Annotated in this window: 15 protein-coding genes; 7 read left to right on the forward strand and 8 right to left on the reverse strand. The window is 66.2% G+C overall.

Going from position 1 to position 16,511, the window contains the following annotated elements:
* Positions 1 to 192 precede the first annotated feature (192 nt).
* Entirely contained in the window at positions 193 to 1,389 is a 1,197-nt protein-coding gene (locus tag IF803_RS09715) for an acetylornithine transaminase (protein WP_461191989.1), read from the forward strand.
* Between the two features lie 98 nt (positions 1,390 to 1,487).
* On the opposite strand, the gene IF803_RS09720 is transcribed toward IF803_RS09715, so the two are convergent.
* The 3 genes from IF803_RS09720 to pcsA all read right to left on the reverse strand — a co-directional run bounded on the left by IF803_RS09720 (position 1,488) and on the right by pcsA (position 4,072).
* Positions 1,488 to 2,462 carry a quinone oxidoreductase family protein gene (locus tag IF803_RS09720; protein ID WP_026192759.1) on the reverse strand — a complete coding sequence of 325 codons (975 nt, stop codon included), beginning with the start codon at positions 2,460 to 2,462 and terminating at the stop codon, positions 1,488 to 1,490.
* 159 nt (positions 2,463 to 2,621) lie between these two features.
* A complete protein-coding gene (locus tag IF803_RS09725; protein WP_461191990.1) occupies positions 2,622 to 3,347 on the reverse strand; it encodes a TerC family protein in 726 nt (241 codons plus the stop codon).
* Positions 3,344 to 4,072 carry a phosphatidylcholine synthase gene (gene pcsA, locus IF803_RS09730; protein ID WP_461191991.1) on the reverse strand — a complete coding sequence of 243 codons (729 nt, stop codon included), beginning with the start codon at positions 4,070 to 4,072 and terminating at the stop codon, positions 3,344 to 3,346. Before pcsA ends, IF803_RS09725 begins: the two co-directional genes overlap by 4 nt.
* Positions 4,073 to 4,205: 133 nt before the next feature.
* On the opposite strand from pcsA, the gene IF803_RS09735 reads away from it, so the two are divergent.
* Positions 4,206 to 5,390: a UbiH/UbiF family hydroxylase gene (locus tag IF803_RS09735; RefSeq protein ID WP_461191992.1), complete on the forward strand. Its 1,185-nt coding sequence runs from the start codon at positions 4,206 to 4,208 to the stop codon at positions 5,388 to 5,390.
* A 12-nt stretch (positions 5,391 to 5,402) separates the two neighbouring features.
* On the opposite strand, the gene IF803_RS09740 is transcribed toward IF803_RS09735, so the two are convergent.
* Positions 5,403 to 6,356 (reverse strand): AEC family transporter, encoded by a 954-nt coding sequence (locus IF803_RS09740; RefSeq protein ID WP_016845765.1) that lies wholly within the window; start codon positions 6,354 to 6,356, stop codon positions 5,403 to 5,405.
* Positions 6,357 to 6,477: 121 nt separating this feature from the next.
* Between IF803_RS09740 and hspQ the strand changes: the two genes are divergently transcribed.
* The gene (gene hspQ, locus IF803_RS09745) at positions 6,478 to 6,810 is read left to right on the forward strand and encodes a heat shock protein HspQ (RefSeq protein ID WP_021081543.1); all 333 of its coding nucleotides are present in this window, start codon (positions 6,478 to 6,480) and stop codon (positions 6,808 to 6,810) included.
* Between the two features lie 47 nt (positions 6,811 to 6,857).
* Here hspQ and IF803_RS09750 read toward each other — a convergent pair whose 3' ends face one another.
* Both IF803_RS09750 and IF803_RS09755 read right to left on the reverse strand, forming a co-directional pair.
* The gene (locus IF803_RS09750) at positions 6,858 to 8,132 is read right to left on the reverse strand and encodes an MFS transporter (protein WP_461191993.1); all 1,275 of its coding nucleotides are present in this window, start codon (positions 8,130 to 8,132) and stop codon (positions 6,858 to 6,860) included.
* Positions 8,133 to 8,472: 340 nt separating this feature from the next.
* Positions 8,473 to 9,303: an invasion associated locus B family protein gene (locus IF803_RS09755; protein ID WP_028340693.1), complete on the reverse strand. Its 831-nt coding sequence runs from the start codon at positions 9,301 to 9,303 to the stop codon at positions 8,473 to 8,475.
* A gap of 334 nt (positions 9,304 to 9,637) precedes the next feature.
* Here IF803_RS09755 and IF803_RS09760 point away from each other — a divergent pair, with 334 nt between their 5' ends.
* The 3 genes from IF803_RS09760 (at position 9,638) to IF803_RS09770 (ending at position 14,338) form a co-directional block, all read left to right on the forward strand.
* Positions 9,638 to 11,422, forward strand: coding sequence for an extracellular solute-binding protein (locus tag IF803_RS09760; protein WP_461191994.1), 1,785 nt, complete (start codon positions 9,638 to 9,640; stop codon positions 11,420 to 11,422).
* A gap of 28 nt (positions 11,423 to 11,450) precedes the next feature.
* Positions 11,451 to 13,004 carry an AMP-binding protein gene (locus tag IF803_RS09765; protein ID WP_461191995.1) on the forward strand — a complete coding sequence of 518 codons (1,554 nt, stop codon included), beginning with the start codon at positions 11,451 to 11,453 and terminating at the stop codon, positions 13,002 to 13,004.
* A 107-nt stretch (positions 13,005 to 13,111) separates the two neighbouring features.
* A complete protein-coding gene (locus IF803_RS09770; RefSeq protein ID WP_461191996.1) occupies positions 13,112 to 14,338 on the forward strand; it encodes a GGDEF domain-containing protein in 1,227 nt (408 codons plus the stop codon).
* Positions 14,339 to 14,401: 63 nt separating this feature from the next.
* On the opposite strand, the gene IF803_RS09775 is transcribed toward IF803_RS09770, so the two are convergent.
* Both IF803_RS09775 and IF803_RS09780 read right to left on the reverse strand, forming a co-directional pair.
* On the reverse strand, positions 14,402 to 15,337 hold the full coding sequence (locus IF803_RS09775) for an arginase family protein (protein WP_461191997.1): 936 nt from the start codon (positions 15,335 to 15,337) through the stop codon (positions 14,402 to 14,404).
* Positions 15,334 to 16,341: a M20/M25/M40 family metallo-hydrolase gene (locus tag IF803_RS09780; protein WP_461191998.1), complete on the reverse strand. Its 1,008-nt coding sequence runs from the start codon at positions 16,339 to 16,341 to the stop codon at positions 15,334 to 15,336. Before IF803_RS09780 ends, IF803_RS09775 begins: the two co-directional genes overlap by 4 nt.
* Between IF803_RS09780 and IF803_RS09785 the strand changes: the two genes are divergently transcribed.
* Positions 16,327 to 16,461 carry a hypothetical protein gene (locus IF803_RS09785; protein ID WP_461191999.1) on the forward strand — a complete coding sequence of 45 codons (135 nt, stop codon included), beginning with the start codon at positions 16,327 to 16,329 and terminating at the stop codon, positions 16,459 to 16,461. The genes IF803_RS09780 and IF803_RS09785 overlap by 15 nt on opposite strands.
* Positions 16,462 to 16,511 lie beyond the last annotated feature (50 nt).

Raw genomic sequence — 16,511 nt, forward strand, 5'->3', positions numbered from 1 at the left:
ATGAAGCTGAACCGGACCCACCGCCGCGCCATCTGCCGTCGTCGCACCCGCGACGATGCTGGGCTGCGCCGTGTCCGACGCCATCGCTGATCTTATAAATCAGCCAAGGTTTTCGAGAAGGCCGCGCCCCCAAAGCGCGGCCTTCTCGCTTTTCGGCCAGCCCCTTCCACACCGACCCCAGAGGAGAACGACATGACCAACGCTACCCATCCGTTCGATGCGCTGATGGACATCACCGCTCGCCCCGAGGTCGTGTTCGTGCGCGGCGCCGGCTCATACCTCTGGGACGCCAATCGCAACCGCTATCTCGACTTCGTGCAGGGCTGGGCCGTGAATCCCCTCGGCCACTCGCCGGTCATCGTGGCCGACGCGCTGGCCGCGCAGGCCAGACGGCTGCTCACGCCAAGCCCGGCGTTCTACAACGAGCAGAGCCTGAAACTGGCAAAGCTGTTGGTCGACAACAGCTGCTTCGACCAGGTGTTCTTTGCCAATTCGGGCGCGGAGGCCAATGAGGGCGCGATCAAGCTCGCGCGCAAATATGGCACGAAGTACAAGAATGGCGCCCACGAGATCATCACCTTCGAAGGCGGCTTCCACGGCCGCACGCTCGCGACCATGTCGGCCTCGGGCAAGAAGGCGTTCGAGCCCCTGTTCGAGCCGAAGGTCTCGGGCTTCCGCAAGGCCCGGCTGAACGACATCGAGTCGGTGCGAAAGTTGATCTCGTCGTCGACGGTCGCGGTCATGCTGGAGCCGATCCAGGGTGAGGCCGGCGTCTGGCTCGCGACGGATGCGTTTTTGAAGGAGTTGCGGGCGCTGACCCAGCAGCGCGGCCTGCTGCTCATTGTCGACGAGATCCAGACCGGCATCGGCCGGACCGGAAAGCTGTTCGGCTATCAGCACGCGGGGATCGAACCCGACATCATGACGCTCGGCAAGGGCGTCGGCGGCGGCGTGCCGCTCGCGGCCCTGCTCGCGACCGAGCATGCCTCGTGCTTCGATCACGGCGATCAGGGCGGCACCTTCAACGGCAATCCGCTGATGTGCGCCGCGGGGCTTGTCGTGCTCGATCAGGTCGGCAAGACCGATTTTCTGAAATCGGTCGTCGATGCCGGTCTTTTGCTCGAGCGCGAATTGCAGCGGCTGTCGTCGCGGCATGGGCTCGGCGAGATCCGGGGCCGCGGCCTCCTGCTCGCGCTCGATCTCAAGATGCCGATCGGCGCGGCCGTCGTCGCCGAGGCGTTCGCGGCCGGCGTGCTGATCAACTCGCCGCAACCGGACACGCTGCGCTTCATGCCGGCGCTGAACGTGACGAGGGAGGAGATTTCCCTTGTCATCGACTGCCTGGATACGGTGCTGACCAAGGTCGGCGCGGCGCGACGGGTGGCGTAGTCGCCACCACCCCGTCATTCCGGGGCGATGCGCAGCATCGAACCCGGAATCTCGAGATTCCGGGTTCACGCTTCGCGTGCCCCGGAATGACGATCTACTTACGGCCGCAATATCGCCGCGCCGGTGGTCGCCCTGCTCTCCAGGTCGATATGCGCCTTGGCCGCATCCTTCAGCGCATAGGCATGGTTGATCGGCACGTGCAGCTTGCCGTTGATCACGGCCGCGAACAGCGTGTCGGCGCCTTCGAGCAATTCCTTGCGGGTGCCGACATAGTCGTTGAGCTTGGGCCGCGTCGCGAACAGCGAGCCGTGGTTGTTGAGCTCGGCGAGCGGGAACGGCGGCACCGGACCCGACGCGTTGCCGAAGGAGACGAACAGGCCGCGCGGCCTGAGGCAGGACAGCGATCCCGGGAACGTGGTCTTGCCAACGCCGTCATAGACGACGTCGCAGAGCTCGCCACGGCTGATCTGCTTGACGCGTTCGACGAAGTTCTCCTCGTTGTAGAGGATGACGTGATCGCAGCCATTGGCGAGCGCGAGATCGGCCTTCGCCTTCGAGCCGACGGTACCGATGACATGCGCGCCGAGCGCCCGCGCCCATTGGCAGGCGAGCAGCCCGATGCCGCCCGCCGCGGCGTGGATCAGCACGCGATGGCCCTGCTCGACCTTGAAGGTCTTGTGCAGAAGGTACCAGACCGTGAGCCCCTTGAGCATCAGCACGGCGCCCTGCTCGTAGGTGATGTGGTCGGGCAGTTTGACGAGCTTGTCGGCCGGGATGACGCGCTCGGACGCGTAGCCACCGAGATTGTAGTAATAAGCGACGCGATCGCCGGGGTGGAAATTGGTCACGCCCGGACCCACGGCCAGGACCTCGCCTGCGGCCTCATTGCCGGCAATGAACGGCAGGCCGGGCGCCTTGTAGAGGCCGGTGCGGAAATAGACGTCGATGAAATTCAGACCGACCGCATGCTGGCGGATCCGGACCTCGCCAGTCCCCGGCGCGCCCACCTCGACGTCCTCATAGGTCAGGACTTCCGGTCCCCCCACCTGGTGCACGCGCACAGCCTTGGTCATGTCATCACTCCCCTCAGATATCAGCGTCAAGCGAGCGAATGCCATCGCGGCCGGCTTGTCAACCAAGCGGGCCGGAACCGGCTACGGCATGGTCCGGAAAAGCGCGAAGCGGTTTTCCCTCGCGACAAACGCGCAGCGTTGGCGCGGAGACAATGCCCATTAGCGCGCCGGCCTCTTGCGGTTGCGCTTGGCCATGACGTTGAACGCCTCGACGGCGGCCGAGAAGGCAATCGCGAAATAGATGTAGCCGCGCGGAATGTGGAATTTGAATCCGTCGGCCACCAGCGCCACGCCGATCAGCACCAGGAAGGCCAGCGCCAGCATCTTGGTGGTCGGATGCTCCGCGACAAACCGCGCTACCGGTCCCGACGAGATGTACATGATGACGCAGGCGATCACGACCGCCGCGATCATGATCTCGATGTCCTGCGCCATGCCGATCGCGGTGATGATCGAATCCAGCGAGAACACCAGGTCGATGATGATGATCTGCACGATCACCCAGAAGAACGCGCTGGCGCTCGGCCTGTCGTCGGCTTCCGCCTCGCGCGCCTCGACCTCGCCGTGGATCTCGTGGGTTGCTTTCGCGATCAGGAACAGGCCGCCGCCGATCAGGATGATGTCGCGCCACGACAACTCGACGTCCCTGACTGATATCACCGGCTGGGTCAGCCCGATCAGCCAGACCAGGATCGAGAGCAGCAGAATGCGGAACACCAGCGCCAGCAGCAGGCCGATCTGCCGCGCGCGCTTGGCCTGTGCGGGCGGGATCCGCGACACGATCACCGACAGGAAAATCACGTTGTCGATGCCGAGCACGATCTCGAGCGCAGTCAGGGTCAACAGCGCCGCCCAGGCTTCCGGGCTGGTGATCAATTGCATCATGCTCTGAAGGCTTTCATCCGGCGGATCACGGTATCGCTGCCGATGATGTAGGCGGCGATGGCGCAGAGCCCGAAGGTAATCGGAGCTCCGACCACGAAGTCGTTGGCAAGCGTGTACATGCCGAGCAGCGCCCATGCGGCGAGCAGCCACAGCGTCAGCCAGCGCAGCCGCACCACACGCAGCGGGTGCAGCACGTGGAACGGCGCGAAGGTCAGCGCGATCAGGGCCGCGACCACGATCGTCGACAGCACCGGCGGCAGGTGCAGCAGGAACAGATAGAACGCCGCCGCATTCCACAGCGCCGGGAAGCCGCGGAAATGGTTGTCATCGGCCTTCATGCGGCGGTCGGCGAAATACAGCGCGCTGGAGACCACGATGCCGATGCCGAGGATCGGCGCGGCCAGCGGCAGCAGCATGCCGCTCGCGGTGATCGCATAGGCCGGCACGAACACATAGGTGACGAAATCAACCACCAGGTCGAGCACCTCGCCCGACCAGTTCGGCTGTAGCCGCACCACGTCGAGCCGGCGCGCCAGCGGGCCGTCGATCCCGTCGATGATCAGCGCGACCCCGAGCCAGGCGAACATGTTGGCCCAGTGCTCGCGCACCGCCTCCAGCATCGCCAGCAGCGCCACTCCGGCACCGAGCGCCGTGAAAATATGAACGGAGAATGCGGCGGTCCGCATCCGTTCTGGCAACGCATCAGGCTGGCTCGAATGCTCCATCGGCCGAAGTGCTATCAGGAATCGGACCGGTTTGCATATGCGGTCTTGCGGCGTTCCGCCGCGCAAAGCTTTGGAAACTCTTGGTGGTTAGCGATGGCTTGAAAATCGGGCCAAGCATGTCAAATGTCCTGATATGGCCGACAGCTCGCTGGATTATGACGTTATCGTAATAGGCGGCGGTCCGGCCGGATTGACGGCTGCGATTGCCCTTGCCGACGCCGGTGCACGGACCGCGCTGCTGGCGCGCCGCGCACCCTATGCCGACAACCGGACCACCGCGCTGCTCGGTGCCTCGACCGATATCCTGGACCGGCTGGACGTCTGGCGGCGCTGCAGCGACCGAGCGGCGGCGCTCAAGACCATGCGCCTCGTCGACGACACTGGCCGCCTGATCCGTGCGCCCGAGGTGCGCTTCTCATCCGACGAGATCGGCCGCGAGCAATTCGGCTTCAACATCGACAACCGCTCGCTGGTCGCCGCGCTCGAGGACCGCGCCGGTGAACTATCCGCGCTGACGCGGTTCGACGATGAGGCCGCCTCAGTGCGGCCGGACGATGCCGCGGTCACCGTGGTGACGCGGCAGGGCCAGTCGCTTCAGGCCCGGCTCGTGGTCGGTGCCGACGGGCGCAATTCATTGTCCCGCGAGGCCGCCGGCATCGCGGTGACGAGCCGCGACCTCGGGCAGTCCGCCCTCACCTTCAACATCACCCACACCCGGCCGCACCAGAACATCTCGACCGAGTTCCACACGGAGCACGGCCCCTGCGTGTTCGTGCCGCTCAGCGGCGTCAGAAGCAGCGTGGTCTGGGTCTCGGCGCCCAAGGAGGCCGAGCGGCTGATGGCGCTCGGCGACGACGAATTGTCCCTCGCCGCCGAGCGGCAATCGCATTCGATCCTCGGCCGCGTCGAAGTCCAGGGCGGCCGTCACGTGTTTCCACTGGCGATCGAGCGGCCGCGGCAATTCGCCAAAAACCGGATCGCGCTGGTCGGGGAATCCGCCCATGTGCTGCCGCCGATCGGCGCGCAGGGCCTCAATATGGGACTGCGCGATGCCGCCGATATCGCCGAGATCACGGGCCAGGCGATCGGTCGCGGCGAAGATCCCGGCGCGCCCAATGTGCTGTGGCGCTACCAGGCGGCGCGGCGCCCTGATGTCGCCAGCCGGACCTGGGCGATCGACATCGCCAACCGATCGCTGCTGAGCGATTTCCTCGGCATGCAGACGGCGCGCGCTGCCGGCCTGCATCTGCTCGGCGCATTCGGCCCGTTGCGGCGACTAGCGATGCGCGAAGGCCTCGCGCCGTCATGGCGGCGCTGAGAACGGCGTACGTTAAGGAAACACCAGCCGTCCGCTCTGGATGAACCACATCACGCTGGTCAGCGTGACCACCGAGGCGAAGGTGCCGATCAGCACCGCGACCGAGGCCGGCTCGATCCAGGTGTCGTTCTGCCGCGCGATCACGAACACGTTGAGCGCCGGCGGCAGCGAGGCCATCAGCACCGCTGTCGCAGCCCAAGGCTGCGCGAACGGGCCGAACAGCAGCATCAGGCCAAACGCCAGCAGCGGATGGATCAAAAGCTTGATCGCGACCACGCCCGGGACCTCCCACGGCACCCGCTCGAACGGCCGCAGCGCCACCGTGATGCCGAGCACGAACAGCGCCGTCGGCGCGGCGGCGTTTTCCAGGAACTGGATGGTGCGATCGAGCGCGACCGGGATCGGGATATGAAACGCGGCGACCAGCGCCCCGAACACGGCCGACATGATCAGCGGGTTCTGCACGATCTGCCGCAGCACCACGCCAAGTGCATGCAGCAGCGAGGGATGGTCGCGGTCGGTGAGCTCGATCAGCAGCGGCACGATTGAGAACAGGAAGATGCTGTCGCAGCAGAAGATCAGCGCGGTCGGCGCCGCCGCCTTGGCACCGAGCACGGCGAGCGCGAGGCCAGGACCCATGTAACCGATATTGCCGTAGGCGCCCGACAGGCCGGCCAGCGTCGCCTCGCGCAGCGTGAGCCCGCCGATCACCTTGCCCGCGACCATCGCCAGGAAGAACGCGAGCACGGTTCCGAGCGTGGTGGCGATCAGGAATGGCGGGTTGTTCAGCTCCGCAAACGGCGTCTTGGACATGATCCCGAACAGCAGCGCCGGCAACGAAACGTAAAGCAGGAAGAAATTCATCCAGGCGAGCCCGCTCTCGGGCAAACCCTTGGCCTTGCCGCACGCGTAACCGATGAAGATCAAGCCGAAATACGGCAACGCCAGATTGAGGATATCGATCATTCTGAAAGTAGTTTCTCGGCCGGATTTCGGGTCGTTTTTGCAGGGCTGGAATCGGTAAAGCGCGGGTTAATTCGGACCTTAGCCCCTAGCATCGGCCACAATGTTGGTCTATCGACGAGCCATGATCAAAGCGCGCACCGCCAAGTTTCAGATCGGGCAGATCGTCCGTCACCGGGTGTTCTCCTTCCGGGGCGTGATTTTTGATATCGACCCGGAGTTCAACAACACCGAGGAATGGTGGCTGTCGATCCCCGAGGACATGCGGCCCCACAAGGACCAGCCGTTCTACCATCTGCTCGCGGAAAACTCGGAGACCGAGTACGTCGCCTATGTCTCGGAGCAGAACCTCTTGCCCGACGAGTCGGGCGAGCCGATCCGGCATTCGCAGGTGGCGGAGATCTTCATCAAGGACAAATCGGGCGGCTACCGTCCGCGCAATCCGTCGCTGAACTGAGGTCCGGCGGCGCTCCGGCGAATGCCACGGCTTTCGCGCTGCCACGCTCACACCCCCTCGCGCCTGGCCAAGACAACCGCGATCGCCCAGACGACAAATCCCGCCAGCGCCAGCCCCGCCCCGACGAGGCCGGTCGACGTCCAGCCATAACCCGCGGCAACCGCCATTCCGCCGAGCCACGGACCCAGCGCATTGGCGACGTTGAAGGCTGAGTGGTTGAGCGCGGCGGCGAGGCTCTGCGCCTCGCCCGCGACGTCCATCAGCCGGGTCTGCAATACGGTGGCGAGCGCCCCGCCCAGCCCGATCAGGAACACGTCGGCGGTCAGCGTCCAGAAATTTCCGGCCGCCAGCGGATAGAGCGCGAGCGTCGCCGCCGACCACAGCAGGAGCCCGCCTGCGGTTGCCATCAGCGCGCGGTCGGCGAAGCGCGGCACGATGATGTTGCCGGCGGTGAGGCCGGCGCCGAACACGCACAGCGTGACCGGCACCAGCGCCGGCGACGAGTGGGTTACCGCCAGCATGGTCGACGCCAGATAGGTGTAGACCGAGAACAGCCCGCCGAAACCAATGGCGCCGATCGCCAGCGTCAGCCAGACATGCTTGCGCCCGAGTGCCGACAGTTCACGCAGCGGGCTCGCATTGCGGTTTGCGGCATCACGCGGGGCGAAGATCAGGACCAGGATCGCGGTCAAGAGCGCGAGACCGGCGACGATCGCGAAGGCCCAGCGCCAGCCGATGGCCTGCCCGACCCCGTTGGCGAGCGGAACGCCGATCGTCGTCGCGATGGTGAGCCCCAGCAGCACGCGGCCGACGGCCGCTGTGCGCTTGTCGATCGGGACCAGCGAGGCTGCGACCAGCATGGCAATGCCGAAATAGGCGCCGTGCGGCAGCCCCGCCATGAAGCGCAGCGCCAGCATGGTGTGATAATCGGGCGCGAGCCCCGAAAGGCCGTTCATCAGCGCGAAGAAGCCCATCAGCGCGATCAGCAGCGTCCGCCGCGTCATGCGCGCCGACAGCACCGCGATGACCGGCGCGCCGACGACGACGCCGAGCGCGTAGGCGCTGATCGCGTGGCCGGCCTGGGGCTCACTGATGTGCAGGTCATGGGCGAAGAACGGCAAGAGGCTCATGGTCGCGAATTCGGCGATGCCGATCGCGAACCCGCCCATCGCCAGCGCGAGATGGACGATGCCGGGATGAAACGCTCGGGGGATGTTGTCCTGGCCAACGCGAACGCCAGCATCGACCGAAGGGCGGCCGGTCGGCCGTTCCGGAGGCCGGGAGCGCGGTTCGCGCCGCTGCGTGCTGACTTGCTGGGACATAGCGCGACTTCCATGACTGCGAACGGCGGCCAGGATTCGCGGAAGAACCACGCGCAGATTTGCGCATCGAAGGCGCTGTCTGCGCTTTCGTCTGGCCTCCCGTATCGGATTTATGATTGTGCTTCGACGCCGGACTTGTCCGGACGAGGCACGAACGATGCGCGCTCATCGCGCGACGCAATCGAACCACCCTTCGATGACCATCGCACACGATCTGCGCGATCACCAGCGCAGCAGGCTGCCAGCAGCCAGTCTGTTTCGCATGACAAAAAAAGGCGCCCTTCCGGGCGCCTTTTGATCGCGATGATCTCGCGTTTTCCTGAACGCGAGATTGAAGTGTTTACTTGGCCGCCGGATTGGCCGGCGCCGGAGCCTGCGCAGAGCCACCGCCCGCGCCTTCCAGCTTCTTGCGCTGCTCTTCGGCGCGCTTCTGCAACTCTTCCTGCAGCTTCTTCGAGTTTTCCTCGAACACCTTCGGATCGGTCGGCGGGCCGTCATAGGCCTTGGCGAATTCGGTGTTGAGCGGCAGCGGCAGCGTCAGCGGCGCGCCGTTCGAATTGATCGCCTGGACCACGAGGTTCTGGCCCTTCTTCATGTTGGCGATCAGCTCGGGCGTTGCTTCATAGTCGGACATGCAGCCGTTCTGGAAGCAGATCACATAGGGCGCCTGCTGCGGCGGGTTGCCGTCGACGATGATGCGGGTGCCGTGCACGAGCTGCATGCCGAGCGGCAGCGTGACGCGCAGGATCTTTTTCGGCTCGCCTTCCGGCTCGATGATCACGGCCGCAATCACCGGCTGGCCGGACTCGATGCGGCCGTCCTTGCCGGTGAAGCACACCTGCTTGGCGTTGGCTTCCTGGCCCTTCAGGCAGAACTTGGTCCAGGGGGCGTAGATCAGCTGGATCTGCTGATCCTGCGCCGGCGGCTGGGCGGCCGCAGCGGGCGGCTGGCCGGCGGCCGGTGCTTGGGCGGGCGCCTGGGCTGCCGGAGCCTTCGGAGCTGCCTTGGGTGCCGCCTTGGGCGCAGCCTTCGGTGCCGCAGGCGCCGGCGCTGCCGGCTGCTGGGCCCGAGCGGCAGGAACCAGGAGCGCTGCAGAGAATGCCGTCGCCGCCATCAGGGCAACAATTCGCCCATGCGGCCGGACCGGGGCGGCCAAGATACGGAAATTCATTGCGGAAAACCCTTTCTGAACGGAAGCCCGAAACCGCTGCAGGCGCCGACACATAGCCGTTTGGGCGGCTGTCTCCTAGTCAATTGAGGCGGATACGTGACAGGCGTTCCCGCCTTCGAATTGCACGCCTTCAATACAGCGGCGCGCGGAAAGATCAATGCCGACAAGCGTATTTGCCCGCATCTCCCGGCGGGTTTCAGCGGCCTGTGATAAACCTCGGGACGTGACGTTTCGCGAATCAAATCCGGCGCCTCACGCACGTGTTCCCGGGCACACTTGGCGCGCCGCATGGGCCGCGATCTGGCTGGTCTTGGCATGGCTGGTCTTGGGATGCATGACGAGCGGGCTGGCCCCTGTGGCGGCCGCCGAGAGCCACGCGATCGCGATGCATGGCGCCCCGGCGCTGCCACCCGACTTTACCCACCTGCCCTATGCCAATCCCGACGCTCCCAAGGGCGGCCGCCTGATCCAGGGTGTGATCGGCACCTTCGACAGCCTCAATCCGATGATCATCCGGGGCGTCGCCGTGCAGCAGGTCAGGGGCTACGGCTATGAGCGCGGTTATGTCTACGAAAGCCTGATGGCGCGGGGCAATAACGAGCCGTTCACGCTGTACGGCCTGCTCGCGCGCAGCGTCGAGACCGACGACGCCAGAAGCTATGTGACATTCCACATCGATCCCCGCGCCCGCTTCTCGGATGGCCGGCCGGTACTCGCCGACGACGTGCTGTTCTCGTTGGCGCTGCTGCGCGACCACGGCCGTCCGATGCACCGTCAGTATTATTCGAAAGTCGCAAAGGCCGAGGCGCTCGACCCGCTCACGGTCCGGTTCGATTTCGGCGGCGTGGCGGATCGCGAATTGCCGCTGATCCTCGGCCTGATGCCGATCCTGCCGCGGCACGCCATCGAACCGGAAAAATTCGAGGAAACAACCTTGGCGCCGCCGATCGGGTCCGGCCCCTACCGCGTGACGGCGGTCAAGCCCGGCGCCAGCGTCACCTTCACGCGTGATCCCAATTATTGGGGCCGCGATCTGCCCATCAACCTCGGCCTCTGGAACTTCGACGAGATCAGGCTCGATTACTACCGCGAGGCCAACGGCATGTTCGAGGCCTTCAAGCGCGGGCTGTATGATTTCCGGACCGAGACCGAGCCGCTGCGCTGGCACGACGGCTATGACTTCCCGGCGGCGCGCAACGGCGAGGTGATCCGCGACACCATCAAGATCGGCACGCCGCGGCCGTCCGAATTCCTGGTGTTCAACAGCCGGCGGCTGAAATTTGCCGACCTGCGGGTGCGTCAGGCACTGGCGATGCTGTTCGATTTCGAATGGGTCAACCGCAACTACTATTTCGGACTGTTCTCGCGCGCCGGCGGTTTCTTCGCCGGATCGGATCTGTCCGCCTATGGCCGTCCCGCTGACGATCGCGAGCGCGAGCTGCTCAAGCCATACCTGTCGCACATCCAGCCCGATATCCTCGACGGCCGCTATCGTCTGCCGGTCACCGACGGGTCGGGACGCGACCGCAGCCTTCTGCGCAGTGCGCTCGCGCTGCTCGCCGAGGCGGGCTACGCACTCGACGGCACAGTCTTGAAGCAGCGCTCGACAGGGACGCCGCTGCGCATCGAGATCCTGGTGACGACGCGCGAGCATGAGCGGATCGCCCTCGCCTATCAGCGTGACCTGAAGCGGGCCGGCATCGAAGCCACTGTGCGGGTGGTCGACGCGGTGCAGTTCGAGCAACGCCGGGTCGGCTATGACTTCGACATGATTCCCATCCGCTGGGACCAGTCGCTGTCGCCGGGCAACGAGCAGTGGTTTTACTGGGGCAGCCAGGCCGCCGATGTGCCGGGCACAAGGAATTACATGGGCGCCAAGGATCCCGCCATCGACGCCATGATCGCGGCGCTGCTCGCAGCGCGCGAGCGGCCGGCCTTCGTCTCGGCGGTGCGGGCGCTGGACCGGGCCCTGATGTCGGGCTTCTACGCTATCCCCCTATTTAACTTGGGAGAGCAATGGATCGCGCGCTGGAATCGGATAGAACGGCCTTCGACCACGGCGTTGACGGGCTACCTGCCGGAGACCTGGTGGCAGAAGCCCGGCCCGCAATCCAGATGATTGGCCGGGTGATGCGACCCGACGCGGCATGATCTGGTCCGACCGAAGCGATGCAACCGACGTTGAACCCGTGAACCAGTCGATCACCTCGCCAACGCTCGATACCCTGTTCAAGCGCACTTTGGCGCGGCAGCCCGAGGCGCTGGCGCTGGTCGACCCGCTCAACAAGCAGCGCATCACCGGACAGACCCGCAAGCGCCTGACCTATGCCCAGGCCGACCGCGCGATCTCGGCGATCGCCGCCCACTTCGTCCAGAGCGGGTTGCCGGCCAACACGGTGATCGCCGTGCAGCTGCCCGGCACGGTTGAATTCGCCCTCACGGTCCTCGCCGCGCATCGGGTAGGCTTGGTGGTGGTGCCGCTGCCGCTGCTGTGGCGGCAGGCCGAGCTGACATCCGTGCTCAACCGCACCGCGGCGCGGGCGATCGTCAGCTGCGGCCGGATCGACGGCGTCTCCTATGCCGACATCGCCATGAACGCCGCGGCGGAAGCCTTCTCGATCCGCCATGTCTGCGGCTTCGGGAATGATCTGCCCGAAGGCATGGCCTCGCTCGACCAGGCGATCCTGGAGGACTCCCGGGCCTCGCGCCCGATGATCGAGGACGGCCGCAAGCCGGCGCTGATCTCGTTCGACGTCACCAGTGAAGGTTTGCGTCCGGTGCCGCGGGCGCATTTCGGCCTGATTGCCGGCGGACTCGCGATGTCGCTGGAGAGCGATCTGCCGCCAGGCGCCACCATCATGTCGGCGTTCGCGCCGATGTCGTTCGCCGGCATCTGCGCGTCGCTGGTGACCTGGCTGCTGTCGGGCGGAACGCTGGTGCTGCACCACCCGTTCGACGAGGACGCGTTCGAGACCCAGTTCAACGATCACGCCTGCAACACGCTGATCGCGCCGGCGCAGCTCGCGCTGCGGCTCGACGAGCGCGGCCTGTCGGAGCGCCTGCCCAGCCTGCGCAACGTGATCGGCCTCTGGCGCACGCCTGAGCAAGTTGCCTCCAGTGCGCACTGGACCTCGCGGCCGGTGACCATGACCGACGTCTATCTGTTCGGCGAGGCCGGGCTGTTCGGCGCCCGCCGCACCGCCGAGGACGGCTCGCCGGCCCTGATCAAGCCGGGGCCGCACAGCGCGCCGCGCGAAGCGCCCGGCGCATCGATCGCCGGCGAGATCCTGCTGACGCCGAAGGGTACGCTCGGCTTGCGCGGCCCGATGGTACCGGTCGCCGCCTATGCGCCGCCGCCTCCGCCCGGCGACAGCCTGATCGCGCCGCCGCCGCGCGATTTCGTCGACACCGAATATGCCGCACGGGTCGATCGCGCGACCGGGGCCATCAACATCACCGCGCCGCCGTCGGGGGTGATGACGGTCGGCGGCTACCGCTTCCTCGCCCAAGAGCTGCAGGAGTGGTCGCGCCGCCTCGGCCAGGGCGCGCTGCTCACGGCATTGCCGGACCGTCTCAGCGGCCACCGGCTGGCCGGACGGGCGCAGGACAATGCGCGCGCCCGCGACGCCCTCACAGAACTTGGGCTTAACCCCTTGATGGTCGAAGCATTTCGCGACCGTGGTGGCGCCGGACTGAGTTAAAATCTTATCATTGCGTTAGTCTTATCATTGTGTTGACGCTGCATTAAGCCATGCGAACTAGCATCGCAGCCGTTTGCTGATCTTAAGCATTGGTTTCGAGCGTTCGAATGTCCCAACAAGGTCCGGTCCTCATCGTATCGGCGTCGACAAAGCCGTCGTTTGCCGCAGTCCTCGATGAGACGAAACTGTTCCCGGTCGTGGTCAGCGACTGGAACGAGGCCGGACGGGCCATCGAGCAGGTCAAGCCGGCAGCGATCATCGCGGCCGCCGAGGGCGTCGACTTCGTCACCCTGTCGGGTCTCGCCAAGCGCGCCGCCGCCCGCGCGCCGTATCTGCCGCTGATCGCGGTCGATCCTGCGACCACCCTGCCCGACACCGTGATCGCATTCTTCCAGAACAAGGGTCTGCCGGATCGGCTGGTCGCCCGGCTCAATGCGTCGTTACGCGTTCGCGGCCTGCATGCCACCGTGATGCGCCGCCTGGTGCCGCCGGCACCGATCGCCCTGTCTGACATCGATCCGATCGGAGAGGCCACCGCGCTGTTGATCGGCCGCGGCGGCGCCTACCCGACGCTGTCGGTCGCGCTCGGCGAACGCGCCGGCGTGGTCGGCGCGCTCAGCATCGAGGCCGCCGCCAAGCATCTCTCGAGCCGCGACATCGACGGCATCGTGCTGGCGGAAGGCTTCACTCCGCGGGTGATGGATGCGTTCCTGACCGTGCTGACCGAGGACGTCCGCTTCCGCCCGTTGCCCGTGATCGTCGCCTCGGGCGAGCTGACGCCGCGATACGAGCTGCCCAATCTCGAGATCGTCACGGCCGGGCCGACGCGCATCGCCGACATGGCGTTGCCGATGATCCGCCAGCACGCCTTCGAGGCGCGGCTCGGCCGCATGCTGAAGGCGATCGACGCCAGGGGCCTGATCGACGCCCGCACCGGGCTGCTCACCAAGGCCGCGTTCGAGCGCGACTTCGCCACCACCGTCTACCAGACCGCCGAGCGCGGCGGCGCGCTTTCGGTGGCGCGGTTCACGTTCGACGACACGCAGCCGCGCGCGCAATTCGACGGCGCGCGGATCATCAGCCGGCTGATGCGCCAGGCCGATTTCGGCGCGGTACATGACGACCGCTCGCTGGTCGTGGCGTTCGCCGGAACCGACCTGCGCAATGCGCAGGCGATCACGCGGCGTCTGGCCAGCGTGATGCGCCACACCCAGAACGGCCGCCGCGACACGCGTGCCGAGCCCGCGGTCAGCGTCGCAACGCTGATGCCGGGCGATTCCGCGATCTCGCTGCTCGGGCGCCTGTTCGGGATGCCGGAGCGCGCGGCGTCGTAAGGCCCGCGGATTTTAGGGCACGGTCATCGCCGGCGCGGCATACCCCATCAAGCCGCTGCGATTTCAGTCCGGCAACAGCCCCATGCCCGCGGCAAGCAGTACGAGAGCCTCCATGATCATATGGGCGCAGAGCTGGGCGGCCATTCCCTGAACGTCCTGTGGCGGGCTGACCGTGTTGAAATCCATCGCGACGATATTCAAGCCTGAAAGGCTGCGCAGCAATTCGATCCCCTCCCGGGCCGACAGGCCTCCCCAGGCGGGCGTGCATACGCCGGGAGCGACCGATGGATCGAACACATCCATGTCCCAGCACAGATAGACCGGTCGCGCGCCGACGACCTGGCTGAATTCCGCGACGGTCTGCGCGAAACCGCGCCGCATCAGCTCCTCGATCGTGACGACGCGAAATCCGAGCGACCGCGTATGTTCGAGCACACCCGGGCAATAGGTGAATCCGCGCACGCCGATGTGCCAGGATCGGCCGGCGTTCACCACGCCTTCCTGCGCCGCATTGGTGAACTGCGTGGCCGCATTGTACTGATCGTCCGGCGTATACGGATATGCATCGGTATGGCTGTCGATATGCAGTGCGACGAGATCCTTGTGGTACCGGGCGGCGGCGCGCATCAGCGGAAGCGAGACCGAACCGTCGCCGCCGATCCCGACCGGCACCGCGCCAAGCTCGAGAATTCGACCGGCGGCAGCCTCGATCTTCACAAAGGCGTCTTCGATGCGTCCCGGCACCAAGGCCACATCGCCGGCATCGACTGCACCCAGCAATGACAGCACGTCGACGTCGGCAAGCGACGGATGATAGCGGCGAATGAGCCGCGACTCCCGCCGGACCTCCAGCGGGCCTTGCCGGGCGCCGACGCGGAACGGATGCGTGCCGCAGTCGAACGGCACGCCGAGCACGGCGGCGCGGCTGCCCGGCCGCGGTAACCCCGCCGGCAATCCCATGAATGTTTCCGGACCCACGAAACCCGCCACGTCGCTCATTTTCTGTTCTCTCTTGTCAGCATGTCGAAAGCGGTCAGCGCGTGCACGCGCGACACCGTCGCCAGTTCGGCGATGTCAGCGTACTCATCCGGCGCGCCCATGTTGTGAGGAGTCGGCCCATAGACCACCGTCGGGATTCCGGCCATTCGAAACCAGCGCGCATCGGAGCCGCCGACGCGCATGTTGATCGCCGGCGCCCTGCCGATGATGTCCGTCGCCGCAGTTGCGCAGCGCGTGACGATCTCGTCACCGGGGCCGGTGTGATTGGGTTCGAAGCAGCGCAACACGCGCCATGTGATGCCGGGCAGATCGAGCACCTCCCGCAACCGCGCGAGAACAGCTTCCGACGTGACGCCGACCGGCAGACGCAGATCGATGGCCGCTCGCGCCTGGCTCGGCACCAGGTTCGGTGACGAACCGCCACTCACCGTTCCGATGTTGACCGTGACGCTCGACAGGACGTCGGCTTCGCCGGCGCCGCACAGCGGTTCGGAGACAGGCCTTGCACGGCGGATGGCGTCGGCGACATTGACCGGCATCGCAACTGCCAGGCTGCGCAGCTCACTCACTCTGTCCAGCGCTTCGCGCAAGCGATCGATCGCATTGATGCCGAGATGGACGTGCGCGCCGTGCGCCGCGCTGCCCTCCGCCTCGATCTCGATCCAAAGGAATCCCTTCTCGCCGAAGCGCAGCACCATCGGTGAACCGGCGTCGCCAATGATCACGGCGTCGCCGCTGGCATGGGGGACCTGGTCGAGCAGGTATTTGGTCCCGTACGGACCCATGCTTTCCTCGTCGCCGGCGAGCGTCAGCACCACCTCTCCCGCCCATGCCTCGCTTTGCTCGGCCAATGCGGCCATCGCGGCCATCGATGCCGCGATGCCGCCCTTCATGTCAGCAGCGCCGCGGCCGTAAAGGCGGCCGCCTACGACCTCTCCGTCGGGATTGACCGACCAGCTCATCCGCTCGCCCAACGGATAGGTGTCGAGATGGCCGTTGAACACGATGCGGCGGCCGGGGGCATGGCCCTTGATCCGCGCGACGACGTTGACGATCTCGGCTGTCCCCGGATGCAGCTCAACCGCAACGCCAGGCACATGCGCCCTGAGAAGATCGGCCGCTAGCGCCGCCACGGCGCGCGTGTCGCCGTCCGGATTCGGCGACGGCACTCCGA

This window comes from Bradyrhizobium sp. UFLA06-06 (assembly GCF_054820065.1).